This window comes from Burkholderia sp. AU45388 (assembly GCF_030481585.1).
Taxonomy (GTDB): Bacteria; Pseudomonadota; Gammaproteobacteria; order Burkholderiales; family Burkholderiaceae; genus Burkholderia; species Burkholderia sola.
Genome location: NZ_JAUJPV010000020.1, coordinates 17,837 through 44,790 on the forward strand (window position 1 = coordinate 17,837; position 26,954 = coordinate 44,790).

General features: G+C 68.0%; 28 protein-coding genes and 1 pseudogene. 19 read left to right on the forward strand and 10 right to left on the reverse strand.

Going from position 1 to position 26,954, the window contains the following annotated elements:
• The first annotated feature begins 86 nt into the window (after positions 1–86).
• From QZM72_RS26235 to QZM72_RS26265, 7 genes are all read left to right on the forward strand, one after another.
• Positions 87–1,010, forward strand: coding sequence for an ABC transporter substrate-binding protein (locus QZM72_RS26235; RefSeq protein WP_301739605.1), 924 nt, complete (start codon positions 87–89; stop codon positions 1,008–1,010).
• Positions 1,007–2,185: an ABC transporter permease gene (locus QZM72_RS26240; protein WP_301739606.1), complete on the forward strand. Its 1,179-nt coding sequence runs from the start codon at positions 1,007–1,009 to the stop codon at positions 2,183–2,185. Before QZM72_RS26235 ends, QZM72_RS26240 begins: the two co-directional genes overlap by 4 nt.
• Positions 2,182–3,135, forward strand: a complete 954-nt coding sequence (locus tag QZM72_RS26245) for an ABC transporter ATP-binding protein (protein WP_301739607.1) — start codon at positions 2,182–2,184, stop codon at positions 3,133–3,135. The genes QZM72_RS26240 and QZM72_RS26245 overlap by 4 nt, the downstream gene beginning before the upstream one ends.
• On the forward strand, positions 3,132–3,899 hold the full coding sequence (locus tag QZM72_RS26250) for an ABC transporter permease (RefSeq protein ID WP_301739608.1): 768 nt from the start codon (positions 3,132–3,134) through the stop codon (positions 3,897–3,899). Before QZM72_RS26245 ends, QZM72_RS26250 begins: the two co-directional genes overlap by 4 nt.
• 32 nt (positions 3,900–3,931) lie before the next feature.
• Positions 3,932–4,327, forward strand: a complete 396-nt coding sequence (gene arr, locus QZM72_RS26255; RefSeq protein ID WP_301739609.1) for an NAD(+)--rifampin ADP-ribosyltransferase — start codon at positions 3,932–3,934, stop codon at positions 4,325–4,327.
• Between the two features lie 157 nt (positions 4,328–4,484).
• Complete coding sequence (locus QZM72_RS26260) at positions 4,485–5,171, forward strand: lytic transglycosylase domain-containing protein (protein WP_301739610.1); 687 nt, start codon at positions 4,485–4,487, stop codon at positions 5,169–5,171.
• Between the two features lie 21 nt (positions 5,172–5,192).
• The gene (locus QZM72_RS26265) at positions 5,193–5,591 is read left to right on the forward strand and encodes a lysozyme inhibitor LprI family protein (RefSeq protein WP_301739611.1); all 399 of its coding nucleotides are present in this window, start codon (positions 5,193–5,195) and stop codon (positions 5,589–5,591) included.
• A gap of 235 nt (positions 5,592–5,826) precedes the next feature.
• On the opposite strand, the gene QZM72_RS26270 is transcribed toward QZM72_RS26265, so the two are convergent.
• Genes QZM72_RS26270 through QZM72_RS26295 form a run of 6 tightly spaced genes read right to left on the reverse strand, consistent with a single transcriptional unit; the run spans position 5,827 to position 12,875 of the window.
• The gene (locus QZM72_RS26270) at positions 5,827–6,267 is read right to left on the reverse strand and encodes a dihydroneopterin aldolase (protein ID WP_089470458.1); all 441 of its coding nucleotides are present in this window, start codon (positions 6,265–6,267) and stop codon (positions 5,827–5,829) included.
• Positions 6,264–6,896 carry a sarcosine oxidase subunit gamma gene (locus QZM72_RS26275; RefSeq protein WP_089470459.1) on the reverse strand — a complete coding sequence of 211 codons (633 nt, stop codon included), beginning with the start codon at positions 6,894–6,896 and terminating at the stop codon, positions 6,264–6,266. The genes QZM72_RS26270 and QZM72_RS26275 overlap by 4 nt, the downstream gene beginning before the upstream one ends.
• Positions 6,886–9,897 carry a sarcosine oxidase subunit alpha family protein gene (locus tag QZM72_RS26280; protein ID WP_301739612.1) on the reverse strand — a complete coding sequence of 1,004 codons (3,012 nt, stop codon included), beginning with the start codon at positions 9,895–9,897 and terminating at the stop codon, positions 6,886–6,888. Before QZM72_RS26280 ends, QZM72_RS26275 begins: the two co-directional genes overlap by 11 nt.
• Positions 9,894–10,208, reverse strand: a complete 315-nt coding sequence (locus QZM72_RS26285) for a sarcosine oxidase subunit delta (RefSeq protein ID WP_027808690.1) — start codon at positions 10,206–10,208, stop codon at positions 9,894–9,896. Before QZM72_RS26285 ends, QZM72_RS26280 begins: the two co-directional genes overlap by 4 nt.
• A gap of 22 nt (positions 10,209–10,230) precedes the next feature.
• Complete coding sequence (locus tag QZM72_RS26290) at positions 10,231–11,475, reverse strand: sarcosine oxidase subunit beta family protein (protein ID WP_006480591.1); 1,245 nt, start codon at positions 11,473–11,475, stop codon at positions 10,231–10,233.
• A 14-nt stretch (positions 11,476–11,489) separates the two neighbouring features.
• On the reverse strand, positions 11,490–12,875 hold the full coding sequence (locus QZM72_RS26295; RefSeq protein WP_089470461.1) for an L-serine ammonia-lyase: 1,386 nt from the start codon (positions 12,873–12,875) through the stop codon (positions 11,490–11,492).
• A gap of 286 nt (positions 12,876–13,161) precedes the next feature.
• Between QZM72_RS26295 and QZM72_RS26300 the strand changes: the two genes are divergently transcribed.
• From QZM72_RS26300 to denD, 8 genes are all read left to right on the forward strand, one after another.
• Positions 13,162–14,235 carry a GlxA family transcriptional regulator gene (locus QZM72_RS26300; RefSeq protein WP_301739613.1) on the forward strand — a complete coding sequence of 358 codons (1,074 nt, stop codon included), beginning with the start codon at positions 13,162–13,164 and terminating at the stop codon, positions 14,233–14,235.
• 189 nt (positions 14,236–14,424) lie between these two features.
• Positions 14,425–15,129, forward strand: a complete 705-nt coding sequence (locus tag QZM72_RS26305) for a FadR/GntR family transcriptional regulator (RefSeq protein ID WP_089470462.1) — start codon at positions 14,425–14,427, stop codon at positions 15,127–15,129.
• A gap of 58 nt (positions 15,130–15,187) precedes the next feature.
• Positions 15,188–16,078 (forward strand): L-threonate dehydrogenase, encoded by an 891-nt coding sequence (ltnD, locus tag QZM72_RS26310; protein ID WP_301739614.1) that lies wholly within the window; start codon positions 15,188–15,190, stop codon positions 16,076–16,078.
• Positions 16,079–16,097: 19 nt separating this feature from the next.
• Positions 16,098–17,396 carry a 3-oxo-tetronate kinase gene (otnK, locus tag QZM72_RS26315; RefSeq protein ID WP_301739615.1) on the forward strand — a complete coding sequence of 433 codons (1,299 nt, stop codon included), beginning with the start codon at positions 16,098–16,100 and terminating at the stop codon, positions 17,394–17,396.
• Entirely contained in the window at positions 17,393–18,031 is a 639-nt protein-coding gene (locus QZM72_RS26320; protein ID WP_089470465.1) for an aldolase, read from the forward strand. The genes otnK and QZM72_RS26320 overlap by 4 nt, the downstream gene beginning before the upstream one ends.
• A gap of 122 nt (positions 18,032–18,153) precedes the next feature.
• Positions 18,154–19,479: an MFS transporter gene (locus QZM72_RS26325; RefSeq protein WP_301739616.1), complete on the forward strand. Its 1,326-nt coding sequence runs from the start codon at positions 18,154–18,156 to the stop codon at positions 19,477–19,479.
• A 75-nt stretch (positions 19,480–19,554) separates the two neighbouring features.
• The gene (otnI, locus tag QZM72_RS26330; RefSeq protein ID WP_301739617.1) at positions 19,555–20,334 is read left to right on the forward strand and encodes a 2-oxo-tetronate isomerase; all 780 of its coding nucleotides are present in this window, start codon (positions 19,555–19,557) and stop codon (positions 20,332–20,334) included.
• Positions 20,335–20,362: 28 nt separating this feature from the next.
• Positions 20,363–21,334: a D-erythronate dehydrogenase gene (gene denD, locus QZM72_RS26335; protein ID WP_301739618.1), complete on the forward strand. Its 972-nt coding sequence runs from the start codon at positions 20,363–20,365 to the stop codon at positions 21,332–21,334.
• A 79-nt stretch (positions 21,335–21,413) separates the two neighbouring features.
• Here the strand turns inward: denD and QZM72_RS26340 are convergent.
• A pseudogene (locus QZM72_RS26340) lies at positions 21,414–21,865 on the reverse strand (lysylphosphatidylglycerol synthase domain-containing protein); the annotation flags it as partial.
• A gap of 213 nt (positions 21,866–22,078) precedes the next feature.
• Here QZM72_RS26340 and QZM72_RS26345 point away from each other — a divergent pair.
• A complete protein-coding gene (locus QZM72_RS26345) occupies positions 22,079–22,606 on the forward strand; it encodes a cytochrome b (RefSeq protein WP_301739619.1) in 528 nt (175 codons plus the stop codon).
• Between the two features lie 177 nt (positions 22,607–22,783).
• Here QZM72_RS26345 and QZM72_RS26350 read toward each other — a convergent pair whose 3' ends face one another.
• The gene (locus QZM72_RS26350; protein ID WP_089470639.1) at positions 22,784–23,056 is read right to left on the reverse strand and encodes a DUF4148 domain-containing protein; all 273 of its coding nucleotides are present in this window, start codon (positions 23,054–23,056) and stop codon (positions 22,784–22,786) included.
• 71 nt (positions 23,057–23,127) lie between these two features.
• Positions 23,128–23,472 (reverse strand): DUF4148 domain-containing protein, encoded by a 345-nt coding sequence (locus QZM72_RS26355; RefSeq protein ID WP_301739620.1) that lies wholly within the window; start codon positions 23,470–23,472, stop codon positions 23,128–23,130.
• A gap of 210 nt (positions 23,473–23,682) precedes the next feature.
• On the opposite strand from QZM72_RS26355, the gene QZM72_RS26360 reads away from it, so the two are divergent.
• From QZM72_RS26360 to QZM72_RS26370, 3 genes are all read left to right on the forward strand, one after another.
• Positions 23,683–24,372 carry an aspartyl/asparaginyl beta-hydroxylase domain-containing protein gene (locus tag QZM72_RS26360; protein ID WP_089470471.1) on the forward strand — a complete coding sequence of 230 codons (690 nt, stop codon included), beginning with the start codon at positions 23,683–23,685 and terminating at the stop codon, positions 24,370–24,372.
• Between the two features lie 100 nt (positions 24,373–24,472).
• Positions 24,473–24,742, forward strand: coding sequence for a MoaD/ThiS family protein (locus tag QZM72_RS26365; RefSeq protein ID WP_089470472.1), 270 nt, complete (start codon positions 24,473–24,475; stop codon positions 24,740–24,742).
• Positions 24,743–24,815: 73 nt separating this feature from the next.
• Positions 24,816–25,970: a sialidase gene (locus tag QZM72_RS26370; RefSeq protein ID WP_089470473.1), complete on the forward strand. Its 1,155-nt coding sequence runs from the start codon at positions 24,816–24,818 to the stop codon at positions 25,968–25,970.
• On the opposite strand, the gene QZM72_RS26375 is transcribed toward QZM72_RS26370, so the two are convergent.
• Positions 25,957–26,901 carry a LysR substrate-binding domain-containing protein gene (locus QZM72_RS26375; protein WP_089470474.1) on the reverse strand — a complete coding sequence of 315 codons (945 nt, stop codon included), beginning with the start codon at positions 26,899–26,901 and terminating at the stop codon, positions 25,957–25,959. The genes QZM72_RS26370 and QZM72_RS26375 overlap by 14 nt on opposite strands.
• Between the last annotated feature and the right edge of the window lie 53 nt (positions 26,902–26,954).

The following is a 26,954-nucleotide window of genomic DNA, read 5'->3' on the forward strand; positions in this document are numbered from 1 at the left end:
GTGGACACGCCGCCGCACGCGGTTTGCCAAAGCCCGCTCAGTCAAGTAACTTTCGGCGTACGCCCCCGTCCTGGAGATTGGCCCCGATGAAGCTCGCCCTGCCCGCCCGGATCCTGGGCCTCGCGTTCGCCGCCGCGATCGTCGCGCCCGGCGCGCACGCCGACACGCCCGTCGTGGTGTCGTCGAAGATCGACACCGAAGGCAACCTGCTCGGCAACCTCATTTCACAGGTGCTGAAGGCCCACGGCATTCCCGTCACCGAGAAGATCGCGCTCGGCACGACGCCGATCGTGCGCAAGGCGCTCACGAGCGGCGAGATCGACATCTACCCCGAATACACGGGCAACGCCGCGTTCTTCTTCAACAAGGCCGACGATCCGGTGTGGAAGAACGCGAGCCAAGGCTACGACACCGCGAAGAAACTCGACTACGCGGCGAACCATCTCGTATGGCTCGCACCGGCGCCCGCGAACAACACGTGGGGCGTCGCGCTGATCGCGCCCGTCGCGCAGTCGCAGCATCTGAAGACCTTCTCCGACTTCGGCAAGTGGGTAGCCGGCGGCGGCAAGGTGAAGCTCGCGGCCTCGGCCGAATTCGTGAACAGCGCGTCCGCGCTGCCGTCGTTCGAGAAGGCGTACGGCTTCAAGCTGAAGCCCGAGCAGCTCGTCGTGCTGTCCGGCGGCGACACGGCCGCGACGATCAAGGCCGCCGCGAACCAGACCGACGGCGTGAACGCCGCGATGGTCTACGGCACCGACGGCGGCATCGCATCGAGCGGCCTCGCGGTGCTCGACGACGACAAGCACGTGCAGCCCGTCTACGCGCCGGCGCCGGTGATCCGCGAAGCCGCGCTGAAAGCGCATCCGCAGATCGCCGACTTGCTGAAGCCCGTATTCGCGAGCCTCGACCTGAAGACGCTGCAATCGCTGAACGCCCGCATCCAGCTCAACGGCGAGCCGGCGGCCGGCGTCGCGAAAAGCTACCTGAAAGCGAAGGGCTTCGTGAAATGACGGCGCGCGCGGCGGCGTCCGCGCGGCGCGTCACGCTCGACAAGGTCGGCATCCTGATCGGCATGCTGACGATCGTCGCGGTGTTCGGCCTGTCGTTCGCGGTCCTGCGGCCGAACCGGATAGCGGCCGGCACCGGACTGTCGGTGTTCGCCGCGCTGCCCGCCATGCAGGGCGCCGCGCTCGCCGCGCTGTGGACCGTCGGCGCGCTGTGGGCGATGACGGCGAGCCGTCCCGTGTGGCGGCTCGCGGCCGGCTGCGCGGGGCTCGCGACGCTCGCGTATGCGGTCGGCGCGGCGGCAACGCACGTCGTCGCGCCCGACGACATGCTGGCCCGCGTGTCGCCCGACGCCGGCGTCTGGCTGCTGCTGTTCGCGTGGGCCGTGCTGATCGCCGACGCGCTCGCGCGCCTCGCGTTCGGCCCGTGGCGGCGCCTCGCCGCGCTCGCCGTCGCGATAGCGGCGGTTTCGGTGCCGCTCGCGAGCGGCTGGTGGGACGGCCTCTCCGTGATGCGCGAATACGCGGTGCGCAGCGACGATTTCTGGCGCGAAGCGATCCGTCACGTATCGCTCGCGGGCGGCTCGGTGGCCGCCGCGCTCGTCGCGGGCGTGCCGCTCGGCATCGCCTGCGCGCGCGTCGCGACGGTGCGCACCGTCGCGATGCCCGTGCTCAATATCGTGCAGACGATCCCCAGCATCGCGATGTACGGGCTGATGATGGCGCCGCTCGGCCTGCTCGCCGCGCACGTGCCGCTCGCGGCCGCGCTCGGCATCCGCGGGATCGGCGTCGCGCCGGCCGTGCTCGCGCTGTTCCTCTACTCGCTGCTGCCGATCGCCTCGAGCGTCGTGGTCGGGCTCGAACAGGTGCCGCCGCACGTGACCGAAGCCGCGCGCGCGATGGGCATGACGCGTGCGCAGCGGCTGCTGCGCGTCGATCTCGTGCTCGCGCTGCCGGTGATCCTGAGCGGCGTGCGCATCGTGCTCGTCCAGAACATCGGGCTGACCGCGGTGGCCGCGCTGATCGGCGGCGGCGGGTTCGGCACCTTCATCTTCCAGGGGATCGGGCAATCGGCCGCCGATCTCGTGCTGCTCGGCGCGATCCCGACGATCGCGCTCGCACTGGCGGCCGCCGTCGTGTTCGAAGCCGCGACGTCGCTCGCGAAGGGACGTGCAGGATGATCGAGATCGAACGAGTCGGCAAACGCTTCGGCGACGCGGTCGCCGTCGACGACGTATCGCTGACGATGCAACGCGGCACGATCACCGCGCTCGTCGGCGCCTCGGGCAGCGGCAAGTCGACGCTCCTGCGCATGATCAACCGGCTGATCGCACCGACCAGCGGCACGATCCGCATCGACGGCGTCGATACGGCGACCGTCGCGCCCGAGCAGTTGCGGCGCGGCATCGGCTACGCGATCCAGGGGCATGGACTGTTTCCGCACTGGAGCGTCGCGCGCAACATCGCGACCGTGCCGCGCCTGCTCGGCTGGCCGGCCGAGCGCATCGACGCGCGCGTGAACGAACTGCTCGACCTGTTCCATCTCGCGCCGGCCGAATTCGCGGGCAAGCTGCCGCACGAACTGTCGGGCGGCCAGCAGCAGCGCGTCGGCGTGGCGCGCGCCCTTGCGGCCGAGCCCGCGATGCTGCTGATGGACGAACCGTTCGGCGCGCTCGACCCGATCATCCGCAACAAGGCGCAGGACGACCTGTTCGCGCTGCAGCGCCGCCTCGGCATCACGGTCGTGATCGTCACGCACGATATCGAGGAAGCGCTGAAGCTCGGCGACACGATCGCGGTGATGGACGGCGGCCGGCTGCTGCAGGTCGCGTCGCCGGCCGAGATTCTCGGCAAGCCGGCGGCCGGTGTGGTCGAACAGCTCGTCGCGGGCGTCGACCGGCCGCTGCGCCTGCTCGCGCTCACGCCGATCGACGCCGTGGCCGAAGCCGGCCACGCCGACGGCGAACCGATCGCGGCGACGCGCACGCTGCGCGATGCGGTGTCCGAATTGTTGTGGCGCGGCGTCGATGCGCTGCCCGTCGACGATACGGCCGACGGCAACCGCCACGCACACGGCCCCCGCCGCATCACGCTCGACGCGATCCGCTCGCACGCGAGGCAGCCCGCATGACGACGCACGGCAGCATGCGGCCCAAGCGGTCTTCGTTTCCCGCGTACGTCGCCCGCGCGGCCGCGCTCGCGCTGCTGCTCGTGCTGCTGTTGCGCCCCGCGTGGCTGCAGGGCCTGTTCGCACCGTTCGCGGACAACGGCGCACCGGTGATCTACGATCGCGCGAGCCTGCTCGATCTCACGCTCGCCCATCTCGGCACGGTCGCGCTGTCGAGCCTGATCGGCACGATCGTCGCGGTCGCGGCCGGCATCGCGGTCACGCGGCCGTTCGGCGCGGATTTCCTGCCGGTGGCGCGCAGCGTCGTCGACATCGGCCAGACCTTCCCGCCGGTCGCCGTGCTCGCGCTTGCCGTGCCGGCCGTCGGCTTCGGCTTGAAGCCCGTCCTGATCGCGCTCGTGCTGTACGGGCTCCTGCCGGTTTTCGAAAGCACGATCGCGGGGATCGAGGACGTGCCGCGCGACGTCGTCGACGCCGCGCGCGGGATGGGGATGAGCGGCTGGCAGCAACTGGTATCCGTCGAGCTACCGCTCGCGTTCCCGGTGATCGTCAACGGCATCCGCCTCGCGGTCGTGATCAATCTCGGCACCGCGACGATCGGCTCGACGGTCGCCGCGCGCGGGCTCGGCGACGTGATCATCGCGGGCCTGCAGACGTCGAACACCGCGTTCGTGCTGCAAGGCGGCGTGATCGTCGGCTTGCTCGCGGTGCTCGTCAGCGATGCGATCGGCGCGATCGCGCGGGTGGCGAGCGCGCGGCGCGCGTAGCAGCCGGTGCGAAATTCTTCGAAGGAGAAACCATGGCTGCCTTGGACACCGGCCCGTTTTTTCATGGCACGAAAGCGGATTTGCGGATCGGCGACTTGCTGACGGCAGGCTTCAGATCGAATTATCGGCATGACGTCGTGATGAATCACATTTATTTCACGGCGCTGCCCAAAGGCGCCGGCCTGGCTGCGGAAATGGCCAGAGGCGAAGGCCGGCCGCGCGTCTACATCGTCGAGCCCACCGGCGAATTCGAAAACGACCCGAACGTCACGGACAAGAAATTCCCCGGCAATCCGACGCGATCGTATCGGAGCACCTCGCCTTTGAAGATCGTCGGCGAACTCGATAGCTGGGAACCCTACGATCCGGCATTCATCCAGCAGCTCAGAAGCCGGATCGAAACCGGCATTGGCGAGATCATCAACTAGCGTTCATGCGGACTCCGATGCGTGTCCGCGCAACGATCGGCGCGTCGATCATCGCGAAAGTGACAAGCCTACACGTCGCTTTCATTCGAGCCGGTGCTCGACCACTCGCCGCGATTGGCCGATATACTATGCGCCTCCCATTTCCCCGCACTCGACCATGCGACGACGGTTCTTCTGGCTGATCGTGCTTTCGCTCGGCATTGCGCAACAGGCCGCGGCGCAGCAGGCGCCCGCATTGCATGCCTCCGCGCCCGACGCACTGGCATCGACGCCGACTGTCGCGTCCGCACCGCTCGCGAACGCCAACGATCAGCCTAACGAAGCAAACCGCCGCATCACGTCCTACCTGACCAAGAAATTCGGCGTCGCAAGAGAAAAGGCCGCGAAACTCGCCGATATCGTGAGCGTCACCGCGACGAAATATTCGCTGCCGCCGGCACTCGTTTACGCGATTATTTCGATCGAATCGCGCTTCCAGGAAAAGGCACGCGGCCAGCATGGCGCGACCGGTTTGATGCAGGTCGTGCCGTCCGCACACCGCGGTATGCTGCGCGACGTGAAGGACCTGACCGAGCCGAATGCGAACGTCGAGGTCGGTTCGCGGATCCTGTCAGGCTATGTGAAAGCAGCCGGCGGCAACGTGCAGGCCGGGCTGAAAAGCTACAGCGGCGGATCCAGTGCGTATGCGGCGAAAGTGATGCAGCGGGTCGATTCGTTCCGGTTCGTGCTCGAACCCGACGACGATGCGAAAAGCGCGAATACCGGGAACGACGAGAAGGCGCACATGGTGCCGGTCAGCGATCCGTCCGGCTCCGCGCCCGCCGCTAACCGCAACGCGAAGTAAGCAATGGGCGCCCGCGTTCGCATGGCTTCGGCCCGTCGCTGCGCAGCCCGGCTGTTCGCCATTGCCGCGCTGTCGGCCGGCCCTGTATCGGCGTTCGCCGCCGTCGACTGCGAACAGGCCGGGCCGACGATGGAAGCCGTGCGACGTTGCGTGCTCGATCAGCAGCTGCAGCAAGTCGACAGCGCGTACCGGTCGCTTGCGCGCACACTGCGACAACGCAATCCCGACGCTGCCGCCCAGCTCGCGAAATCGCAAACGAGTTGGGCCGCCTTTGCCGGCGATACGTGCGACTACGTGAAAACCGCCAATCCGCAGCAAACGATGCCGAGCGACGCCTGGCTGAGCTGTTGGGTGGATTTCAGTCAGGCACGCGTGCGCATCCTGAAGAAGTGGGAAGCCCAGTTGACGCAGCCGAACTGAACTGCCGCCCGTCCCGTGTCGCCCGTCGTTCCCGTACGCAACGCGCACGCCAGCGACCGGTGCCGATGCAGCATCGAATTGTTCCGGCATTTCAGGAACAAACGACTCAATGGCCGGGGGGGGCCTTTTTTTCTTATTTTTCTGGAAGTTTAACCGTGTGGGGGGGGGCTTTCGCGCCGCCGCCCCATGGAACCGCCGGATCACCTCCCTCGTGCCTTGATCCAGCCCCCTTTGATCAAAGCTGCCCCGCGGCCCCCGTCCACCGCAGGTAATCGCCGCGCGTCCAGTCGAGCGACACGCCCACGCGCTTCGTCCCCGGCCGGATCTTCGGCTTGTGCACCGACAGCGTCAGCGATTCCAGCGCCGGCCATTCGCGGAACGACAGCACCGCGAGATCGGCCACGAGCGTTTCAAGCAACCGCGTATGCGGCTTGTTCGACAGGAACGACGCGACGCGCGCGCAGTAGCCGTCATAGTCGATCCACTCGCCCTGCTCGCTCGGCTCGCAGCGATACCCGAGCCGCGCATCGATCACGATCGGCTGCGGCGCTTCATGCTCGTGCGCATGAATGCCGATCCGCGCGGGCACCTTCAGTTCGTCGACGAACACGCTCCAGCCGCGCCCGCGCAGGCGCGGCGCGTCGATCGCCACGAACGGTTCGTCGAACGGCTTCATGATGCGAGCGGCGCCGCGGCGTCGAGCATGATGCGCACGAAATAGTCGGCGAAGCTGCGGCGCAGGACGATTTCGAACGTGTCGTCGCCGGTCGGGATCAGCGTGATCGGCGACTTGAAGTAGTGCGACTGCGCGCACTGGCCCGGCTTGAACACGCGCGGATGCAGATCCAGCGGGCAGCCGCGCGCGATCACGTCGCGCACGCGTTCGCCGGTGATCTCGACGACCGTGTAGCCGCTGCCGACGTCGACGGCCGCCGCGTACAAGCCCTGCACGGCTTCCGCCAGCTTCGCTTCGAGCACGCCGGCCTGAACCGGCCCGTTCGACCGCACGAGCCATTCGTCGGGGCCGAGCCACAGCACGTCGTACTCGGCGCCGCGCGCCACCGTGTTCGGCACCGCGGGCGGCCGGCAGCCGACCACGCGCTCGAACGCGGCGACGAATGCCGGGTCGCTCAACTCGCCGCGCACGTTGACGAGATCGAGGAACGGCCGCTCGCGCAGCGTGAACTTCTTCGAAGCGCGCGCCTGGTGCGGCTTCAGCACGTCGGCCGCACCGACGAACGGCGATTCAAGCGTCACGCCGCCCGCGCCCGCCACCTGCGTCTGGTTTCTCGTTTCATTCCACATGCTGACGCACCCCTTCGGTATCGTAGAAAACCGGGCTCGAGATCTTCGCGGTGATGCGGCGGCCGTTGGCCAGCGGAATCACGACGCTCTCGCCCATCTTGTTCAGGCCGCCCTTCACCACCGCGAGCGCGATCGAGCGCTTCAGGATCGGGCTGTAATAGCTCGACGTCACGTGGCCGATCATCGGCGTCGGATCGGTTGCCGACACTTGCGTGTCCTTCGCGATGATCTGCGCGCCTTCCGGCAGCACGAACTGTTCGTCTTCGGTCAGCAGGCCGACGAACTGCTTGCGGCCTTCCTTCGACGTATCCGAGCGCGACAGCGAGCGCTTGCCGAGGAAGTCCTTCGATTTCGCGACGACACCGCCCATCCCGAGGTCAAACGGCGTGATCGAGCCGTCGGTATCCTGGCCGACGATGATGTAGCCCTTCTCCGCGCGCAGCACGTGCATCGTCTCGGTGCCGTACGGCGTGATGTCGAACTCGGCGCCCGCCGCCATCAGCGCTTCCCACACCGCGCGGCCCGCATTCGCCGGCACGTTCACTTCGTAGGCCAGCTCGCCCGAGAAGCTGATCCGCATCACGCGCGCCTTCGCGCCGGCGACGGTGCCGTTGCGGTAGCTCATGAACGGGAACGCTTCATTGCCGAAGTCGATGTCCTGGCACACCTTCTGCACGACCTTTCGGCTCTTCGGGCCGACCACCGCGAACGTCGCCCAGTGATCGGTGACGGACGCGAGCCGCACCTTCATGTCGGGCCATTCGGTCTGCAGCCAGCGTTCGAGCCACGTCAGCACGCGCGCCGCGCCGCCGGTGGTGGTCGTCATCATGAAATGCTGGTCGGCGAGGCGCACGGTCACGCCGTCGTCGAACACCATCCCGTTTTCGTCGAGCATCAGCCCGTAGCGGCACTTGCCCACTTCGAGCTTGTTCCACGGGTTCGTGTACATCCAGTTCAGCAGCTTCACCGCGTCCGGGCCCTGGATGTCGATCTTGCCGAGCGTCGACGCGTCGAGAATGCCGACGCTGTTACGCACCGCGAGACACTCGCGCTTCACCGCCGCATGGAGATCCTCGCCGTTCTTCGGGAAATACCACGGCCGCTTCCAGTTGCCGACGTCCTCGAACATCGCGCCGTGCTCGACGTGCCATTCGTGCACGGCCGTCTTGCGGATCGGGTCGAGGAAATCGCCCGTCTCGCGGCCCGCGAACGTGCCGAACGACACGGGCGTGTAGTTCGGGCGGAACGTCGTCGTGCCCGTTTCGGGGATCGTCTTGCCGAGCGCGCCCGCGAGAATCGCCATCCCGTTGATGTTGCCGAGCTTGCCTTGATCGGTGCCGAAGCCCATCGCCGTATAGCGCTTCACGTGCTCGACCGACTCGAAGCCTTCGCGCGCGGCGAGCAGGATGTCGGCCGCCGCGACGTCGTTCTGGAAGTCGACGAACTGCTTCGGCCCGCGCGCCGCGGCTTCACGGCTGCCGACGAGCCACAACGGCTGCAATGCACCTTCCACGGCTTCGGCGACCTGCGGCGCGGCCGGGCGCTGCGGGGCCGTGAAGCCGGCCGCCTTCGCCGCTTCCACGCCCGCATCGACCGCGAGGCGCAGCGCACGGGCGAGCCCGAATTCGCCGGCCGCCGCGCCGATGCTCGCTTCCGCCTGCACGGGCTTGCCGGGCAGGAAACACGCCTTCTCGTCGTTCCAGCACGCCTTGCCGCCCGACTGCGCGAACAGGTGCAGCACCGGGCTGAAGCCGCCCGACATCGCGACGAGGTCGCACGGTAGCGTCTGCAGCTTGCCGCCGGTCTGACCGTTCGAGTAGGACGCGACGTCGACCGACGATACGCGCCACTTGCCCGAAGCGGCCGTGACGACCGCACCGCTCATCACCGTCACGCCCTGCCGCTTGGCCGCCGCCGGCAGCGCGCCGTTCGACGACGCGCGCGAATCGACGACCGTCACCTTCGCGCCGCACGCCTTCAGGTCGAGCGCGGTCTGGTATGCGCGGTCGTTGTTCGTGAACACGACCACGTTGCGGCCCGGCATCACGCCGAAGCGATGCACGTAGGTCGACACCGCGCCCGCCAGCATCACGCCCGGCAGGTCGTTGTTGCCGAACACGATCGGCCGCTCGTGCGCGCCGGTCGCGAGGATCACGCGCTTCGCGCGGACCTTCCACAGCAGCTCGCGCGTACCCTTGCGCATCGATACCGGCAGATGATCGGTCAGGCGCTGCGTGACCGTCACGAGGTTGTGGTCCTGATAGCCGAACGCGGTGCTGCGCGACAGGATCGTCACGTCGGGCAGCTTGCGCAGCTCGGCCTCGATCTTCTCGACCCATTGCAGCGCGGGCTTCGCGTCGATCTCCGCGCGGCACGACAGCAGGCTGCCGCCGAGTTCGCGCTGGTCGTCGACGAGGATCACGCGCGCGCCGGCCGTGGCGGCCGCATGCGCGGCGGCGAGGCCCGACGGGCCACCGCCGACCACGAGCACGTCGCAGTGCGCGTAGCACTTGTCGTAGCGATCGGCGTCGAGCACCTCGGGCGCCTTGCCGAGGCCGGCCGCTTCGCGGATCTTCTCTTCGTACTTCGGCCACATGTTGCGCGGCCACATGAAGGTCTTGTAGTAGAACCCGGCCGGCATGAAGCGCGAGAACTTCTGGTTGATCGCGTACTTGTCGTTCTCGAGCGTCGGCTCGGCGTTTACGCTCGTCGCGACGAGGCCCTGATACAGCTCGATCTCGGTCGCACGCGCGTTCGGCACCGTGTACGGGCCGGTCTCGAGCTGCACGACTGCGTTCGGTTCCGCGACGTCGGCCGTCACGATCCCGCGCGGGCGGTGGTACTTGAAGCTGCGCGCGACGAAGTGCACGCCGTTCGCGAGCAGCGCGGACGCGAGCGTATCGCCCTGGAAGCCCTGATACGTGCGGCCGTTGAACGTGAACGTCAGCGGAATCGCGCGATTGATGCGGCCACCGGTGCCGAGGCGGTCTTTCTGGCTCATTTGCTCGTGCCCTCTTCGTGTGCGTTGCCGGCAGCGGCGCCCTGGTTGGCGGCCCCACCGAACTTTTCGTAACCCTTGATATCGTAGGTCACCGTGTCGCGCGTGACCTTGAACCAGCGGCGGCAACCCTGCGTATGCAGCCATTGCTCCTTGTGCAGCCCGCGCTTGTTCTCGCGCATGAACACGTATTCGCCCCATTCGCGGTCGGTCATCGTCTCGTTCGCCACCGGGCGCACGATGTCGGCTTCACCGCCGCACGTGAACTCGGATTCGGCGCGCGGCCCGCACCACGGACATTCGATCAGCAACATGTTTCTTTCTCCTTCAGTGCGGTTAGTGCGCGACGGCGGCTGCGCCGTGCTCGTCGATCAGGTGGCCCGTGTAGAAACGGTCGAGTGCGAACGGCGCGTTCAGCGGATGCGGTTCGTCGCGGGCGATCGTGTGCGCGAACACCCAGCCCGAGCCGGGCGTCGCCTTGAAGCCGCCGGTGCCCCAGCCGCAGTTGAAGTACAGGCCCTTCACGTCGGTCTTGGTGATGATCGGGCACGCGTCCGGCGACACGTCGACGATGCCGCCCCACTGGCGGTTCATCCGCACGCGCGAGAACACCGGGAACATCTCGACGATCGCCTGCAGCGTGCTTTCGATGATGTGGAAGCTGCCGCGCTGGCCGAAGCCCGTGTACTGGTCGATACCGGCGCCGATCACGAGGTCGCCCTTGTCGGACTGGCTGATGTACGCGTGCACCGCGTTCGACATGATCACCGAGTTGACGACCGGCTTGATCGGCTCGGACACCAGCGCCTGCAGCGGGTGGCTTTCGATCGGCAAACGCACGCCGGCCATGTCGGCGAGCGTCGTCGTGTTGCCGGCCGCGACCACCGCGACCTTCTTCGCCTTGATGAAGCCCTTCACCGTATCGACGCCGACCACCGCGCCGCCTTCGCGGCGAATGCCCGTCACCTGGCAGTTCTGGATGATGTCGACGCCGGCGCGGTCCGCGCCGCGCGCGAAGCCCCAGGCCACCGCGTCGTGGCGCGCGACGCCCGCACGGCGCTGGATCGATGCGCCGAGCACCGGGTAGCGGCTGTTCAGGTTGATCGTCGGCTCGATTTCCTTGATCTGCGCGGGCGTCAGGAATTCGGCGTCGACGCCGTTCAGCCGGTTCGCGTTCACGCGCCGCTCGGTGTCGCGCACGTCCTGCAGCGTGTGCGCGAGGTTCATCACGCCGCGCTGGCTGAACATCACGTTGTAGTTGAGATCCTGCGACAGCCCTTCCCACAGCTTCATCGCCTTCTCGTACAGCGCGGCCGATTCGTCCCACAGATAGTTCGAGCGCACGATCGTCGTGTTGCGCGCGGTGTTGCCACCGCCGATCCAGCCCTTCTCGAGGATCGCGACGTTCGTGATCCCGTGCTCCTTCGCGAGGTAGTACGCGGTCGCGAGGCCGTGGCCGCCGCCGCCGACGATCACGACGTCGTATTCCTTCTTCGGCTCCGGGCTCTTCCACTGCTTTTCCCAGTTCTCGTGATACGAGAGGCCGTTGCGGAACAGGCTGAATATCGAGTAGCGGCTCATGTTTGGATCCTTCGTTAGCATTCGATGACGTTCACGGCGAGGCCGCCGCGCGACGTTTCCTTGTATTTCGTCTTCATGTCGGCGCCGGTTTCGCGCATCGTCTTGATCACGGAATCGAGCGATACGTAGTGCTGGCCGTTGCCCTTGAGCGCCATGCGCGACGCGTTCAGCGCCTTGATCGCGCCCATCGCGTTGCGCTCGATGCACGGGATCTGCACGAGGCCGCCAACGGGATCGCAGGTCATCCCGAGGTTGTGCTCCATGCCGATCTCGGCCGCGTTCTCGACCTGGTCGGGCGTGCCGCCCATCACCGCGGCGAGCGCGGCGGCGGCCATCGAGCACGCGACGCCCACTTCGCCCTGGCAGCCGACTTCCGCGCCGGAGATCGACGCGGTTTCCTTGTAGATGATCCCGATCGCCGCGGCCGTCAGCAGGAATTCGACGATGCCGGCTTCGTTCGAGCCCGGCACGAACTTCACGTAGTAGTGCAGCACCGCGGGGATCACGCCGGCCGCGCCGTTGGTCGGCGCGGTGACGACCCGGCCGCCGGCCGCGTTCTCTTCGTTCACGGCCATCGCATACAGGTTGACCCAGTCGAGCATCGACAGCGGGTCGCGCAGCGACTCTTCCGAACGCGCGCGCAGGCTGCTGTTCATCTCGGCCGCGCGGCGCTTCACGCGCATCGGCCCCGGCAGGTCGCCCTCGACCTTGCAGCCGCGCTCGACGCAGGCGGCCATCGTGCGCCAGATCGCGAGCAGCCCGGCGCGCACTTCGTCGGCGGGGCGCAGCGCGCATTCGTTGCGCAGCATCAGTTCGGCGATCGACAACCCGTGCTCGCGGCACTGGCGCATCAGGTCGTCGCCGGTGCGGAACGGATACGGCACCTCGACCGCCGCACGCACGCCGTTCACACGATCGCCGTCGCGGTTCACGACAAAGCCGCCGCCGACCGAGTAATACTCTTTCTCGACCAGCAACTGGCCGTGTTCGTCGAATGCCTGGAAGCGCATCCCGTTCGGGTGCACGATGCTCGTGCCGCTCATCAGCTTGCGATAGAAGCCGATGTGTTCCTTCTCGTCGAAGCGCACCGTCTGCTTGCCGAGCAGCGACAGCGTCTTCTCCGCGCGGATCGCGGCGAGGCGCGGCTCGATCAGGTCGGGATCGATCGTGTCCGGCAGGTGGCCCTCGAGGCCGAGCAGCACGGCCTTGTCGGTGCCGTGGCCCTTGCCGGTCGCGCCGAGCGAGCCGTACAGCTCGACCCGCACGCGGCGCACGAAGCCGAGCAGGTTCGCGTCCTCGACGTGCGACGCGAAGCGGCACGCGGCGATCATCGGGCCGACCGTATGCGAACTGGACGGGCCGATGCCGATCTTGAACAGGTCGAACGCGCTGACGTTCATCTGGCTTCCTTTGGGTTGCATGCGTGAAATGTCGTTGGGCCCCAGTACATCAAAGCGTAAAATCGGCCGATAGAACAAAAACGGCATCGGCGTGGGATACCGCCGCCAAGCGCCGTGCCGGCCGGCCCGAAAGTGCGTTTTGGCGATGGTTCGCGACGAAAAACCACAAGTCCGGCCGCGGCCGATCGGCGACGCTGGCTGCATCCGCGCCGCCTCCGGCAGCCGCAACCCGCAAACAGTGTGAAACGAGTGAGACCGCCTGCCCGGCGTGACGAGATTGGCCGCGATGACCCCCGACGTACCCGCTTCCCCCCTCGCAGAACCCGCGCCGCGGCGCATCCGCTTCGGCATCGTGCTGCTGCCGAACTTCACGCTGACGGCCTTCTCCGGCTTCGTCGACATGCTGCGGCTGTCGGCCGACGACGGCGACTACAGCAAGCCCGTGCGCTGCGCGTGGAGCGTGATCGGCGAGACGCTCGCGCCGGTGCGCGCGAGCTGCGGGATCCAGATCACGCCGTGGGAGACGTTCGACGCGGCCGAGCCGTTCGACTACGTAGTGGTGGTCGGCGGGCTGCTGCATTCGGGGCCGCAGGCCGGCCCTGAAACGCTCGAGGTCATCCGCCGCGCGGCGACGGGCGGCGCGACGGTCGTCGGCATCTGCACCGGCGTGTTCACGCTGATGCGCGCCGGCGTGCTCGACGGCTACCGCACCTGCGTGAGCTGGTTCCATTACTGGGATTTCATCGAGCGCTTTCCGTCCGCCGATCCCGACCTGCTGATCGCCGACCGGCTGTTCGTGATCGACCGGCGCCGGATCACGTGCTCGGGCGGCCGCGCGTCGATCGACGTCGCCGCCGCGATCCTGCTGCGCCATTTCGATCACGCGACCGTGCAGAAGGCGCTGCGCATCCTGCTCGTCGGCGAGATGCAGAAAGGCAATGCGCCGCAGCCGCATCCGCCGGGGCTCGAACCGGCGACGCACCCGAAGGTCAAGCGCGCGATTCTTCTGATGGAACAGCACGTGGGGCGTGCGCTGCCGCTCGAGGAACTCGCGTGCAAGCTCGACCTGTCGACGCGGCAGCTCGAGCGGCTGTTCAAGGCCGAGACCGGCAAGAGCCCGCAGGCCTTCGCGAAACAGGTGCGGCTGCGCACGGCCGCGTGGCTGCTGACGAGCTCGGACCGCACGGTCGCCGATATCGCGTCGAGCTGCGGATTCGCCGATGCGTCGCACCTCGGGCGCGAATTCCGCAAGCAGTTCGGCGTGCCGCCGGCGACGTATCGCGAGCGCGGCGGCGACGTGGTCGACGTGGCCGCGATGCCCGATGCGTCGGCCGACCCGGTCGAGGACATCGCCGACTGACGGGCCCGGCGGCCGGCGCCCTCCCTAATCGATTGCAGAACGACGCACGTTTGCGTCGGCTTCGATTCTTTTGGAACCGGTTTCAGTCAATTTAGCCGACGTTGATCTTCTTCAACGAGGGTTATCCCGGGATGCTGATGCCCGCTCGAATTTGTATGATGACCACATCACCTTACAAACCAGAGCACCATGTTCGAGAAAATTCCCGCCCGTGCGATGAGCGACCACGTCGCGCAGCAACTGCTCAAACAGATCGAAGCGGGCAGCTTCTCGGCCACCGGCAAGCTGCCGACCGAGGCCGTGCTCGCGCAGGAATTCGGCGTGAGCCGCACCGTGATCCGCGAGGCGATCTCGCGGCTGAAGAACGAAGGCGTGGTCGAGCCGCGCCAGGGCAGCGGCGTGTTCGTGAACCAGCACGGCGCGATCCGGCCGCTGCGGATCGACTACGCGGAAGCCGTCGAGGCAAGTTCGCTGCCGCACCTGCTCGCCGTGCGCCGCGCGATCGAGGCGGAAGTCGCGGCCGAAGCCGCGCTGCACCACACCGACGACGACATGGCCGACATCGACGACGCGCTGCGCAAGATCGAAGAAGCGGTGGCCGAAGGGCGCGACGGCGTCGCGGAAGACGTCGCGTTCCACCGCACGATCGCGGCCGTTACCGGCAACCCGTATTTCCTGAAGACGCTGCAGTTCCTGAACCAGTACCTCGAAGCCGGCGTGAAGGTCACGCGCAGCAACGAAGCGACGCGCGAGGATTTCTCGCGGCAGGTGCGCGACGAACACGCGGCGATCGCCGACGCGATCCGCGCACGCGACCCGATGGCCGCCCGCAACGCGGCACGCACGCACATGTACAACGCGGCGCGCCGTCTCGCGGAAGCCGGCATCTGCTGAATCCGGCGGCACCCGCCGCCTTTGTCCAGAACCTCTCCCGAATCGATCAAGGTTGACCATGTCAAGAAATGTTGGAGTCATCGGCCTCGGCGCGATGGGCCTCGGCGTCGCACGGTCGCTGCTGCGCGCCGGCCTGCGCGTTCACGCATGCGACGTGCGCGACACCGTGCTGCAGGCGTTCGCCGCCGAAGGCGGCATCGCCTGCGCGACGCCGGCCGAACTCGGCGCGCAGTGCGACGTCGTCGTCACGCTCGTCGTCAATGCCGCGCAAACGGAAACGGTGCTGTTCGGCGAACACGGTGCGGTCGCGGCGATGAAGCCGGGCGGCGTCGTGATCGCGAGCGCGACCGTCGCGCCCGAATTCGCGGTCGCGCTCGGCGCGCGCATCGAAGCGGCGGGCCTGCAGATGCTCGACGCGCCCGTGTCGGGCGGCGCCGCGCGCGCGGCTTCCGGCGAGATGACGATGATGACGTCGGGCCCGGCCGCCGCCTATGCCGGCTGCGAGGACGTGCTCGCCGCGATCGCCGGCAAGGTGTACCGCCTCGGCGACGCGCACGGCGTCGGCTCGAAAGTGAAGATCATCAACCAGCTGCTGGCCGGCGTGCACATCGCGGTGGCCGCCGAAGCGATGGCGCTGGGCCTGCGCGAAGGTGTCGATGCCGACGCGCTGTACGACGTGATCACGCACAGCGCGGGCAATTCGTGGATGTTCGAGAACCGCGTGCCGCACATCCTGAACGGCGACTACACGCCGCTGTCGGCCGTCGACATCTTCGTGAAGGATCTCGGCCTCGTGCTCGACACCGCGCGCCGCAGCAAATTCCCGTTGCCGCTGTCGGCCACCGCGCACCAGATGTTCATGAGCGCGTCGAGCGCCGGCCACGGCGGCGAGGACGATTCCGCCGTGATCAAGACTTTCCCCGGCATCACGCTGCCGCCCGCCCGCTGATTCGAACGACGTGCCCGCCATGACCGCCTCCGCTTCCCGTCCCCTGCTCGGCTGCATCGCCGACGATTTCACCGGCGCGACCGATCTCGCGAACATGCTCGTGAAGAGCGGCATGCGCACCGTGCAGACGATCGGCGTGCCCGCCGACGGCGCGGCCGACACGATCGTCGATGCCGACGCGATCGTCGTCGCGCTGAAGTCGCGCACGATTCCCGCCGCCGACGCCGTCGCGCAATCGCTCGCCGCGTATGAATGGTTGTGCGCGCAAGGGTGCCGCCAGTTCTTCTTCAAGTACTGCTCGACGTTCGATTCGACCGACGCGGGCAACATCGGTCCGGTGGCCGACGCGCTGCTCGATGCGGCCGGCGGCGGCTTCACGATCGCGTGCCCGGCGTTCCCGGAGAACGGCCGCACGATCTACCGCGGCCACCTGTTCGTCGGCGACGTGCTGCTGAACGAATCGGGGATGGAGCATCACCCGCTCACGCCGATGAAGGACGCGAACCTCGTGCGCGTGCTGCAACGGCAAACGAAGTCGCCGGTCGGCCTGCTCCGCTACGACACGATCGCGCTCGGCGCGGCCGCCGTGCGGGCGCGGATCGACCAGTTGCGCGCGGAAGGCGCACGCTTCGCGATCGCCGATGCGCTGTCGGACAGCGACCTCTACGTACTCGGCGAAGCGTGCGCGGGCCTGCCGCTCGTCACCGGCGGCTCGGGCATCGCGCTCGGCTTGCCCGCGAATTTCCGCCGCGCGGCGCAGTTACCCGAGCGCGACAACGCGGCGTCGCTGCCGCGCATCGAAGGGCTGTCGGCCGTGCTCGCCGGCAGCGCATCGAAAGCCACCAACGCGCAGGTCGCCGCGTGGCGCGCGACGCGGCCGAGCTTCCGCATCGATCCGCTCGCGGCCTCGCGCGGCGAGCCCGTCGTCGAACAGGCGCTCGCCTTCGCGCGCTCGCACCTGCCGCAGCCCGTTCTGATCTACGCAACGGCAGCGCCCGACGAAGTGAAGGCCGTGCAGCAGGCGCTCGGCGTCGACGCGGCCGGCCATCTCGTCGAAAGCACGCTCGCGGCGATCGCCCGCGGGCTGCGTGAACTCGGCGTGCGCAAGTTCGTGGTCGCGGGCGGCGAGACGTCCGGCGCGGTCGTGCAGGCGCTCGACGTGAAGTCGCTGCAGATCGGCGCGCAGATCGACCCGGGCGTGCCGGCCACGGCCACCATCGACGCACAGCCGCTCGGCCTCGCGCTGAAATCCGGCAACTTCGGCACCACCGAATTTTTCGACAAGGCGCTGCGCGCGCTGGACGGAGCCGCACGATGAGCGACGAAGCAAAGCTGCGCGAAGAGATCTGCGTGGTGGGCGCGAGCCTGTATGCGCGCGGCCATGCGGTCGGCAGTGCCGGCAACATCAGCGCGCGCCTGAACGACGGCTGGCTGATCACGCCGACCGACGCGTGCCTCGGCCGGCTCGACCCGAACGACATCGCGAAGGTCGGGGCGGATGGCGAGCCCGTATCGGGCGGCAAGCCGTCGAAGACGCTCGCGCTGCATCGCGGCATCTACGCGCGCAACGCGGCGGCGCATGGCGTCGTCCACACGCATTCGACGCATCTCGTCGCGTTGACGCTTGCCGGCGTATGGCGCGACACCGACGTGCTGCCGCCGATCACGCCGTACTACGTGATGAAGGTCGGCCACATTCCGCTGATCCGTTACCGCCGCCCCGGCGACCCGGCCGTCGCGGCCGAAGTCGCGGCGCTGGCCGACCGGGTGCGCGGCGTGCTGCTCGATCGCCTCGGCCCCGTGATGTGGGGACCGTCGGTATCGCACGCGTCGTATGCGCTCGAGGAACTCGAGGAAACCGCGCGGCTGTGGTTGATGACGCAGCCGAAGCCGGAACCGCTGTCCGACGCGGCGCTCGACGAACTGCGCCAGAGCTTCGGCGCGCGCTGGTAGCGCGCCGCGGCACGGATCGACGCACCGCTTTCCCTGCCCGCCGTGTGCGCGGGCCTTTCCGTCAGCACACACACGACCGGCGGCGTACGCGCCGCCGGCACATAACATCATTGGAGACGACGATGACTGCTCTCGACGCGGCCGCAAGCCGCTCGCCCGCCGCGGCCGCCCGATCGGGCGAACTCGACCGCACCTACAAGAAAGTGTTCTGGCGCATCGTGCCGTTCCTGATGCTCTGCTACGTGGTCGCGTATCTCGACCGCGTGAACGTCGGCTTCGCCAAGCTGCAGATGTCGCAGGATCTCGCGTTCAGCGAAACCGTATTCGGTCTCGGCGCGGGGATTTTCTTTCTGGGCTACTTTCTGTTCGAACTGCCAAGCAACCTGCTGATGCACCGCATCGGCGCACGCATCTGGATCGCGCGGATCATGATCACGTGGGGCCTGCTTTCCGCGCTGTTCGCGTTCGTGCAGACGCCCACGCAGTTCTACGTGCTGCGCTTCCTGCTCGGCCTCGCGGAAGCCGGCTTCTATCCGGGCGTGATCCTGTACCTCACGTACTGGTTCCCGTCGCATCGCCGCGCGAAGATCATCGCGGTGTTCATGTCCGCGATTCCGGTGTCGGGCATCTTCGGCAACCCGCTGTCGGGCTGGATCATGGAGCGCTTCCACGGCGGCTCGGGCTTCCACGGCTGGCAATGGATGTTCATGATCGAAGCCGTGCCGGCCGTGCTCGTCGGCATCGCGACGATCCTGTATCTCGACAACAGCATCCGCGGCGCGAAGTGGCTCGACGAGCGCGAGAAGCAGTTGCTCGAAGACGAAATCGCCGCGCAGCCGCAGGAACAGCAGAAGCACGGCCATTCGCTGAAGGCCGTGTTCTCGGACCCGCGCATGTGGTGGATGTCGCTGATCTACTTCGCGTTCGTCACCGGCCAGTACGGGCTCACGTTCTGGATGCCGACGCTCGTCAAATCGACCGGCATCACCGACACGCTGCAGATCGGCCTGCTGTCGGCGATTCCGTTCGTCGTCGCGATCGTCGTGATGAACCTGTTCGGCCACAGCGCGGACAAGCGCCGCGAACGCCGCTGGCACCTGATCGTGCCGGCGCTGATGGGCGCGGTCGGGTTTGCGGTCGCCGCGTCGTACTCGCACAATACGGCGGTGTCGATCGTGTTCCTGTCGCTCGCCGCGGGCGGCGTGCTGACCTGCGCGCCGCTGTTCTGGTCGCTGCCGACCGCGTTCCTCGCGGGCTCCGCGGCCGCGGCCGGGATCGCGATCATCAACTCGGTCGGCAACCTCGCCGGTTTCGCGAGCCCGTACGTGATCGGCTACCTGAAGGACGCCACGCACAGCACCGCGTCCGGCATGTACGTGCTCGCGGCGATGCTGGTGCTCGGCGCGATCGCCGTGTGGTTCACGCCGGCCAAACTCGTGAACCGCTGATCCGCCGCAGGCCGATTCATCGTTCGACGCGGGGCGCCCGGCGCCCCGCCCCATTCATTCACAGGACCCGCCGCCATGCCACGCTTCGCCGCCAACCTCTCGATGATGTACACCGAGCATGCGTTTCTCGACCGCTTCGCCGCTGCCGCTCACGACGGCTTCAAGGCCGTCGAATACCTGTTCCCGTACGACTTCGCCGCCGAGGACATCCGCGCGCGCCTCGACGCGCACGGCCTCGAACAGGCGCTGTTCAACGCGCCGCCGGGCGACTGGGCCGCGGGCGAACGCGGCATCGCATCGCTGCCGGGCCGCGAGGACGAATTCCGCCGCGGCATCGACCAGGCGCTCGACTATGCGCGCGTGATCGGCAACAGGAAGCTGCACGTGATGGCCGGCATGGTGCCGCCGGGCGCCGATCGCGCGCGCCATCGCGACACGTATCTGGCGAACCTGCGTCACGCGGCGCAGGCCGCCGCCGCGCAGGGCGTCACGATCCTGATCGAGCCGATCAACCCGCGCGACATGCCCGGCTATTTCCTGAGCCGTCAGGACGACGCGCAGGCGATCCGCGCGGAAGTCGGCGCGCCGAACCTGAAGGTGCAGTTCGACTGCTACCACTGCCAGATCGTCGAAGGCGATCTCGCGATGAAGCTCGAGCGCGATTTCGCGGGCATCGGCCACATCCAGATCGCGGGCGTGCCGGAACGCCACGAACCGGACGTCGGCGAACTCAACTACCCGTACCTGTTCTCGGTGATCGACGCGCTCGGCTACGACGGCTGGATCGGCTGCGAGTATCGACCGAAGGCCGGCACTTCGGAAGGCCTCGGCTGGATCAAGCCGTACCTGCTGTGATTCAAGCATTCCTCTGAGGGCAAAGAACATGAAAGTACTGATCACCGGCGGCGCCGGCTTTCTCGGCCAGCGCCTCGCGCGCAAGCTGCTCGAACGCGGCGAACTCACCGGCCCCGACGGTCGCGTCGAGAAGATCGACGAGCTGGTGCTGCTCGACGTCGTCCAGGGCAGCGATTTCGGCGATGCGCGCGTGACGTCGATCGTCGGCGACATCGCCGATCGCGCGGTGCTCGACAGCGCGATCGACACGCGGACGGGCGCGATCTTCCACCTCGCGGCGATCGTCAGCGGGCAGGCCGAAGCCGATTTCGATCTCGGCATGCGGATCAACCTCGACGCGTCGCGCACGCTGCTCGAAGTGTGCCGCGCACGCGGCCACCGGCCACGCGTCGTGTTCACGAGTTCCGTCGCGGTGTACGGCGGCACGCTGCCCGACGTCGTGCAGGACGACACCGCGCTGAACCCGCAATCGTCGTACGGCGCCGAGAAGGCGATCGCCGAACTGCTGCTGTGCGACTACGCGCGGCGCGGCTTCGTCGATGGCCGCGTGCTGCGACTGCCGACCATCAGCGTGCGGCCCGGCCGGCCGAACGCGGCCGCGTCGTCGTTCGCGAGCGGCATCATCCGCGAGCCGCTGAACGGCGAGGAAAGCGTGTGCCCGGTGCCCGGCTCGACGCGGCTGTGGCTGCTGTCGCCGCGCGGCGCGATCGACGCACTGGTCGCCGGGTGCGAGATCGACGGCGCGAAGCTCGGCAACAAGCGCGTGATCAACCTGCCGGGGCTGTCGGTGTCGGTCGACGAGATGATCGCGGCGCTGCGCGAAGTCGCGGGCGACGAGGTCGTGAAGCTGATCCGTCATGCGCCCGACGAACGCGTCGAGAAGATCGTCGGCAGTTGGCCGGGCCGCTGGGATACGTCGCGCGCGGAAGTGCTCGGGCTGAAGGGCGACACGTCGTTCGCGGACGTGATCCGCAGCCATATCGCGGACGAACGGCGCTGATGGCCGTGCCGGCCGACCGGCAAGCGGCCGCATAGGCGTCGCCGCTGCCCGCCCGGCACGCCGGCAACGCCGGGCCGCATCAGCGTCGCCCGGCGGACGCCCCGACGGGCATCGATGCGCGCTTCGCACCGGGCGGCGGGCGCGCCGCGCCGGCCGCCTGCTGCCACGCGAGCAGGCCCGGCAGATAGAACGGCAGGTCGCGCACGCGGCGCGCGCGCCGGCCAGCGTGAGACAGGTCGGCGGATCGAAGCCGAGCAGCCCGCCGATAAGCGCGAAGCCGCCCTCCTGCACACCCAGGCCGCCCGGCATCGGGAACGCGATGCTGCTCACGAGCTGAATCAGCGCCTCGATCGCGAGCGCCTGCACGAACGTCGGATCGGCGCCGAGGAAGGTCAGCGCCGGCCAGATTTCCAGCGCATAGCCCGCGAACTGCAGCGTCTGCCAGATCGCCAGATAGCGCACGACGACGCCGGTCCGTCTCCAGATCATCCGGATCGACTGATCGGTGCGCGCCGATTCGCCGACCAGCGCAAATGGTCCCGACGCGAAGCACCAACGTCGTGCAAGATCGGGCGAATACGCGCCATGCCCGCGATGAATACAACGCAGCCAATGAACAAGGTGCCCCGTGCCGGCGGCCCATCTCGACCGGCGCCGCGGACTTAACGTTTCGGTAAGGATTCGACCGTAGAATCCACAGAACGCTGTCCCTTCATATCCGTCGGATGTCCGCCAGGAGCCTTCATGTCCACCCCCGCCCGTTATGACGCCGTTGCCCGCTTTCTTCACTGGCTGATCGTGGCGCTGGTCGTCGCGCAATACGCGATCGGCTGGACGATGCCCGACGTGCATCGCGATACGCAACCGGTCGGCCTGATCGCCGCGCACCTGATCGTCGGCACGGCGCTGCTCGCGGCGATGGCGTGCCGCGTGCTGTGGCGCGCGACGCACCGGCCGCCCGCCAGCGATCTGTCGCCCGCGATGCGCGCGCTGTCGGGCGTGACACATGGCGCGCTCTACGCGCTGCTGATCGTCGTGCCGCTGCTCGGCTGGATCAACGCGTCGTCACGCGCATGGGCGGTGACGCTGCTCGGCGTCATTCCGCTGCCGGCGCTGTCGGCGGCCGGCTCCGGATTCGGTCACGCGATGGGCGACGTGCACGGCATCCTCGCGTGGGTCCTGTTCGCCGGCATCTGCCTGCACGTGGCAGCCGCGCTGATGCACCGCTTCGTGCTGCGCGATCAGGTCGTGCAGCGCATGATGCCGTGGTGATCGGCCCGCATGCTCATCGTGACCGGTTGACGAGCTGATCGCGATGCCGCGCGAAGCGGCGTGCAACGAGCGGCATCGCTGCCGGCGCGCTGTCGACACGCCGCCGGGCCGGAAGGGCGTGCGGTTTGCCGTCTCGCGAACACGACGGCCAGGCTTCACACACGATCATGTCGGCACCTAGTTGCTGGTTTGCGCCGGCATGTCGGGAGCCGGCGCCCGCGTGGCCGCCGCCATTCGCGCACTATCCTGCTCGGCGAGCTTCGCTTCCGCGGCCTGGATATCGGCCGGATACTCGCCCTCATCGCCCTTGGCCGGGTCGTACCCGGCCGCTTCGAGGCGCATCAGTTCATCGCGAACCTGTGCACGCGTCAGCGGCGCGGCCGATTGTGCGAATGCCGACTGACCGACGATCGTCCCGATCATCATCAGTAGTGCGATATATGTTTTCATCATGAACTCCTTCAATGTGACGTATCGATCAACCACGGGATAGATGTGACCTGCGAATGCAGGCGGGTGAATCAGCTTCCGAAATAAATCGTGCAGAAGCTCGCGGGGCCGACGCATGCGGCGGTGCTTCGACGCGACGACATCGCCGCCGGCTTGCCCGCTTCGGACGACATGGCCGGATCGCCGCCGACTGCCGTGCTCGCCTGGCGCTGCGGCATCCGGTCGGCCTGGTGCCGGAACAGCGGGCTCACGTCCGGATACGACGTATCGGTCACGAAGCGCAGCCCGTTGTTTTCCGCATCGACGAGTTCCTGCCGGACCTGTTCGCGCGTGAGCGCCTGTGCCGACGCTTGCGTCGCGACACCTGCGAGAGAAATCGCCGCCACCGTGGCGGCCACCAGCCAGTGCGTATTCATGTTCCACTCCTCATCAGTCAACGAAACGATGTGCTGCACCCGTATGACGACGGAGGGGCGCGGTTTATTCCCGGCCGTTTCATTCGCCGCGGCCGAATATTCACCGAACTGTCATTCATTCGTCAGTCGGCGTAACCTGACGTAACGCAATGCCCGTCTTGCTTCGGGCAGACTGACCACCATCTCATCCGGCCCGCCCCTCGATCGACCATGTCCGCCGCTTACGACCATGCCGCCGCCCTGCTGCGCACGCTGTACGACCGCCATATCGACAGCGGCGCGGTGCTCGACACGGCGGCATTCCCGGATGCCGAGCGTTTCGTGCGCGCATGGCCCGCGATCCGCGCGGAGGCGCTCGACGTCGCACGCGACATGCCGCGCATCCCGCGCTTTCACGAAATCATGCGCGAGCAGTACGACATCTCGGCCAACGACGCACGCGACTGGCGGATGTTCATCATGCAGGCGTACGGCCAGCCGTTCGCGCGCAACCTGTCGCGCTGCCCGACCGTCGCGTCGCTCGTCGCGGCGTCGCCGGACGTGCTGTCCGCATCGTTGTCGTTCCTCGCGCCCGGCAAGCACATCCCGCCGCATCGCGGGCCGTTTCGCGGCATCCTGCGCGGTTATCTCGTGCTGTCGATGCCGAAGCGCGCGGACGGCACGCCGGCCGCCGTGCTGAAGGTCGACGGCCGCGAATACCGGCTCGACGAAGGCCGCTTCCTGCTGTGGGACGACACGTTCACGCACGAGGTATGGAACGACAGCGACGCGGTGCGGATCGTGCTGCTGCTCGATATCCGCCGGCGCGGGATGCCGCGCTGGCTCACGTGGCTGTCGAATGCGGTGATCGGCGTCGTGCGGCTCGGAATCCGGATCAGGGGGCGGTCGATTCCGGTTTAGCGGCTGTGCGGCGCACGGCGGCGCAGTTCCGCCTTTCGGCGCCCGCCGGATCGCCTAAACTACAAGCCGTCCCTACGCGCGGCTCCTGCCAGCTACCGCCATGGCGCACCTCTTCTTCGCCGCGTCGATCCAGCGGCATGTCGAAACGCCCGAGCGCGACATCGATGCGCATACGGTCGGCGAAGCATTCGACACCATTTTCAGCGAGCAGCCGCGGCTGCGCGGCTACATCGTCGACGACCAGGGGGCGCTGCGAAAGCACCTGTCGGTGTTCATCGACGGCCAGCCGATCCGCGACCGGCAACGCCTGTCCGATACGCTCGGGGCCGCCAGCCGCGTGTATGTCGTACAGGCGCTGACCGGCGGATAAAGGGACCGATACACCGGCGCATTCCCCATACCAAGCGCCGTCGCGCCAAGGCGGACCATCCGGAGACATCGCCATGAACGATCGACTGCTCGTCGCCACCCGCAAGGGCCTGTTCGTCCTGCAACCCGACGGGCATGGCGGCTGGACGCCCGGCGAACCGTATTTCATCGGCGAGCCTGTCAGCATGGTGCTCGCAGACCCGCGCGACGGCACGCTGTATGCGGCGCTCAATCTGGGGCATTTCGGTGTGAAACTGCATCGCCTGCGCGCAGGCGCCACCGGCTGGGAGGAATGCGCGGTCCCGGTTTATCCGCCGCAGCCCGCCGACGCGTCACCCGCCCGTGCCGATCGGCACGCGGGCAGCGGCGACGCCGACGACGCGCCTGCCGCCGCCGGGACGCCGCAGCCGCCGTGGACGCTTCAGCAAATCTGGTCGCTCGAAGCCGGCGGCACCGACGAGCCCGGCGTCCTGTGGGCCGGCACGATTCCCGGCGGCCTGTTCCGCTCCGACGACCACGGCGATTCGTGGGTACTGAACCGCCCGCTGTGGGATCGCCCCGAACGCGCCGAATGGGGCGGCGGCGGGTACGACGCGCCGGGCATCCATTCGGTGATGGTCGATCCGCGCGACAGCCGGCACGTCACGGTCGGCATCTCGTGCGGCGGCGTGTGGCAGACCGCGGACGGCGGCGCGACGTGGCGCGTCACGGCGCAAGGCATGGAAGCCGACTACATGCCGCCCGAGCGACGCGGCGAACCGAACATGCAGGACCCGCACCGCGTCGTGCAGTGCGCGGCCAACCCCGACGTGCTGTGGACGCAGCATCACTGCGCGATCTTCCGCTCGACCGACGGCGGCGAACACTGGCGGCGGATCGAAGCAGAACCGTCGAGCTTCGGTTTCGCGGTGGCCGTGCATCCGCACGAACCGGATACCGCGTGGTTCGTGCCGGCGGTGAAGGACGCGTGCCGGATTCCGGTGAATGGCCGGCTCGTCGTCACGCGCACGCGCGACGGCGGCCGCAGTTTCGAGAGCCTGTCGAACGGGTTGCCGGCCGCGCCCGCGTACGACCTCGTGTACCGGCACGGGCTCGCGGTGGACGATTCCGGCACGCGCCTCGCGATGGCGTCGACGACCGGCGGGTTATGGACGTCCGATGATGGCGGCGAGCACTGGCGACAGGTATCGGCGCATTTGCCGCCGGTGTATTGCGTCAGCTTCGGATAGCGGCGCGAGCATCGTCGGGCGCCATCCGCGCCACCGCGTCGCGCGTCCGTGCGATTTCCGCTTCGAGCCAGTCGAGAAACCGCCTGACCTGCGGTTCGCGCTCGCGCCCCGGCCGGCACAACGCGACGAAGCGCGCACCGTCGAGCCGCACCGCCGGCTCGATCGGCATCAACGCACCGCGCTCGACATGCTCGGCGGCCAGCACGGAGCTGAGCAGCGCGATACCCTGCCCGTGCAGCACGGCCTGCAACGCGTAATGCTCGTCGTCGTAATGACGAAACACCGCGCGTTCGAGCCACGATTCTCGCCCCGCCGCACGACACCACGACGCCCAGTCGACCGACACCGGCAGCGGCGTATCCCACACGGTCTCGATCAGGTCGAGCGACGCGTCGGTGCGATGCGCATCGAACCCGGCGGCCGCATACGCACCGAAATACTCGTCGATCAACGCAATCTCGTGCAGTGCCGGAAACGTGCGCGACGTCGCGCGAATCGCGAGATCGATGCGTGCATCGCGTTCGAGATCGACGAGCGCGTTCCCCGTTTCGACCTTGATGTGCAAGTGCGGATCGACGCGGCGAAACGCACCGAGACGCGGAATCAGCCACATCGCCGCGAACGCGGGCGTGGTGGTCAGCACGAGCGGGCGCGCGTCGGTTGCATTGGGACGCACCGCGTCGAGCCCGCGGCTCAACGCCAGTAACGCATCGTGACTCGCGCGAAACAGCCGCTCGCCTTCTTCCGTCAGCCGCACGCCGCCCGCGCCGCGCTCGAACAGCAGCACGCCGACGCGGCTTTCGAGCGACTTGATCTGGTGCGACACGGCGGCCGGCGTCACGGACAGTTCATCGGCTGCGGCCTTGAACGTGCCGAGCCGCGCCGACGCTTCGAATACACGCAATGCAGTCAGGGGGATTTTCGAGAACACGGGGCCTCGCGGGCCGGATGCGGCCGGGTTGAATTCGATTCAATCGGGGTGAG

Coding starts and splice junctions, on each gene's coding strand:
- QZM72_RS26235 (WP_301739605.1), top strand. CDS start 87: ATGAAGCTCGCCCTGCCCGCCCGGATCCTGGGCCTCGCGTTCGCCGCC.
- QZM72_RS26240 (WP_301739606.1), top strand. CDS start 1,007: ATGACGGCGCGCGCGGCGGCGTCCGCGCGGCGCGTCACGCTCGACAAG.
- QZM72_RS26245 (WP_301739607.1), top strand. CDS start 2,182: ATGATCGAGATCGAACGAGTCGGCAAACGCTTCGGCGACGCGGTCGCC.
- QZM72_RS26250 (WP_301739608.1), top strand. CDS start 3,132: ATGACGACGCACGGCAGCATGCGGCCCAAGCGGTCTTCGTTTCCCGCG.
- arr (WP_301739609.1), top strand. CDS start 3,932: ATGGCTGCCTTGGACACCGGCCCGTTTTTTCATGGCACGAAAGCGGAT.
- QZM72_RS26260 (WP_301739610.1), top strand. CDS start 4,485: ATGCGACGACGGTTCTTCTGGCTGATCGTGCTTTCGCTCGGCATTGCG.
- QZM72_RS26265 (WP_301739611.1), top strand. CDS start 5,193: ATGGCTTCGGCCCGTCGCTGCGCAGCCCGGCTGTTCGCCATTGCCGCG.
- QZM72_RS26270 (WP_089470458.1), bottom strand. CDS start 6,267: ATGAAGCCGTTCGACGAACCGTTCGTGGCGATCGACGCGCCGCGCCTG.
- QZM72_RS26275 (WP_089470459.1), bottom strand. CDS start 6,896: ATGTGGAATGAAACGAGAAACCAGACGCAGGTGGCGGGCGCGGGCGGC.
- QZM72_RS26280 (WP_301739612.1), bottom strand. CDS start 9,897: ATGAGCCAGAAAGACCGCCTCGGCACCGGTGGCCGCATCAATCGCGCG.
- QZM72_RS26285 (WP_027808690.1), bottom strand. CDS start 10,208: ATGTTGCTGATCGAATGTCCGTGGTGCGGGCCGCGCGCCGAATCCGAG.
- QZM72_RS26290 (WP_006480591.1), bottom strand. CDS start 11,475: ATGAGCCGCTACTCGATATTCAGCCTGTTCCGCAACGGCCTCTCGTAT.
- QZM72_RS26295 (WP_089470461.1), bottom strand. CDS start 12,875: ATGAACGTCAGCGCGTTCGACCTGTTCAAGATCGGCATCGGCCCGTCC.
- QZM72_RS26300 (WP_301739613.1), top strand. CDS start 13,162: ATGACCCCCGACGTACCCGCTTCCCCCCTCGCAGAACCCGCGCCGCGG.
- QZM72_RS26305 (WP_089470462.1), top strand. CDS start 14,425: ATGTTCGAGAAAATTCCCGCCCGTGCGATGAGCGACCACGTCGCGCAG.
- ltnD (WP_301739614.1), top strand. CDS start 15,188: ATGTCAAGAAATGTTGGAGTCATCGGCCTCGGCGCGATGGGCCTCGGC.
- otnK (WP_301739615.1), top strand. CDS start 16,098: ATGACCGCCTCCGCTTCCCGTCCCCTGCTCGGCTGCATCGCCGACGAT.
- QZM72_RS26320 (WP_089470465.1), top strand. CDS start 17,393: ATGAGCGACGAAGCAAAGCTGCGCGAAGAGATCTGCGTGGTGGGCGCG.
- QZM72_RS26325 (WP_301739616.1), top strand. CDS start 18,154: ATGACTGCTCTCGACGCGGCCGCAAGCCGCTCGCCCGCCGCGGCCGCC.
- otnI (WP_301739617.1), top strand. CDS start 19,555: ATGCCACGCTTCGCCGCCAACCTCTCGATGATGTACACCGAGCATGCG.
- denD (WP_301739618.1), top strand. CDS start 20,363: ATGAAAGTACTGATCACCGGCGGCGCCGGCTTTCTCGGCCAGCGCCTC.
- QZM72_RS26345 (WP_301739619.1), top strand. CDS start 22,079: ATGTCCACCCCCGCCCGTTATGACGCCGTTGCCCGCTTTCTTCACTGG.
- QZM72_RS26350 (WP_089470639.1), bottom strand. CDS start 23,056: ATGAAAACATATATCGCACTACTGATGATGATCGGGACGATCGTCGGT.
- QZM72_RS26355 (WP_301739620.1), bottom strand. CDS start 23,472: ATGAATACGCACTGGCTGGTGGCCGCCACGGTGGCGGCGATTTCTCTC.
- QZM72_RS26360 (WP_089470471.1), top strand. CDS start 23,683: ATGTCCGCCGCTTACGACCATGCCGCCGCCCTGCTGCGCACGCTGTAC.
- QZM72_RS26365 (WP_089470472.1), top strand. CDS start 24,473: ATGGCGCACCTCTTCTTCGCCGCGTCGATCCAGCGGCATGTCGAAACG.
- QZM72_RS26370 (WP_089470473.1), top strand. CDS start 24,816: ATGAACGATCGACTGCTCGTCGCCACCCGCAAGGGCCTGTTCGTCCTG.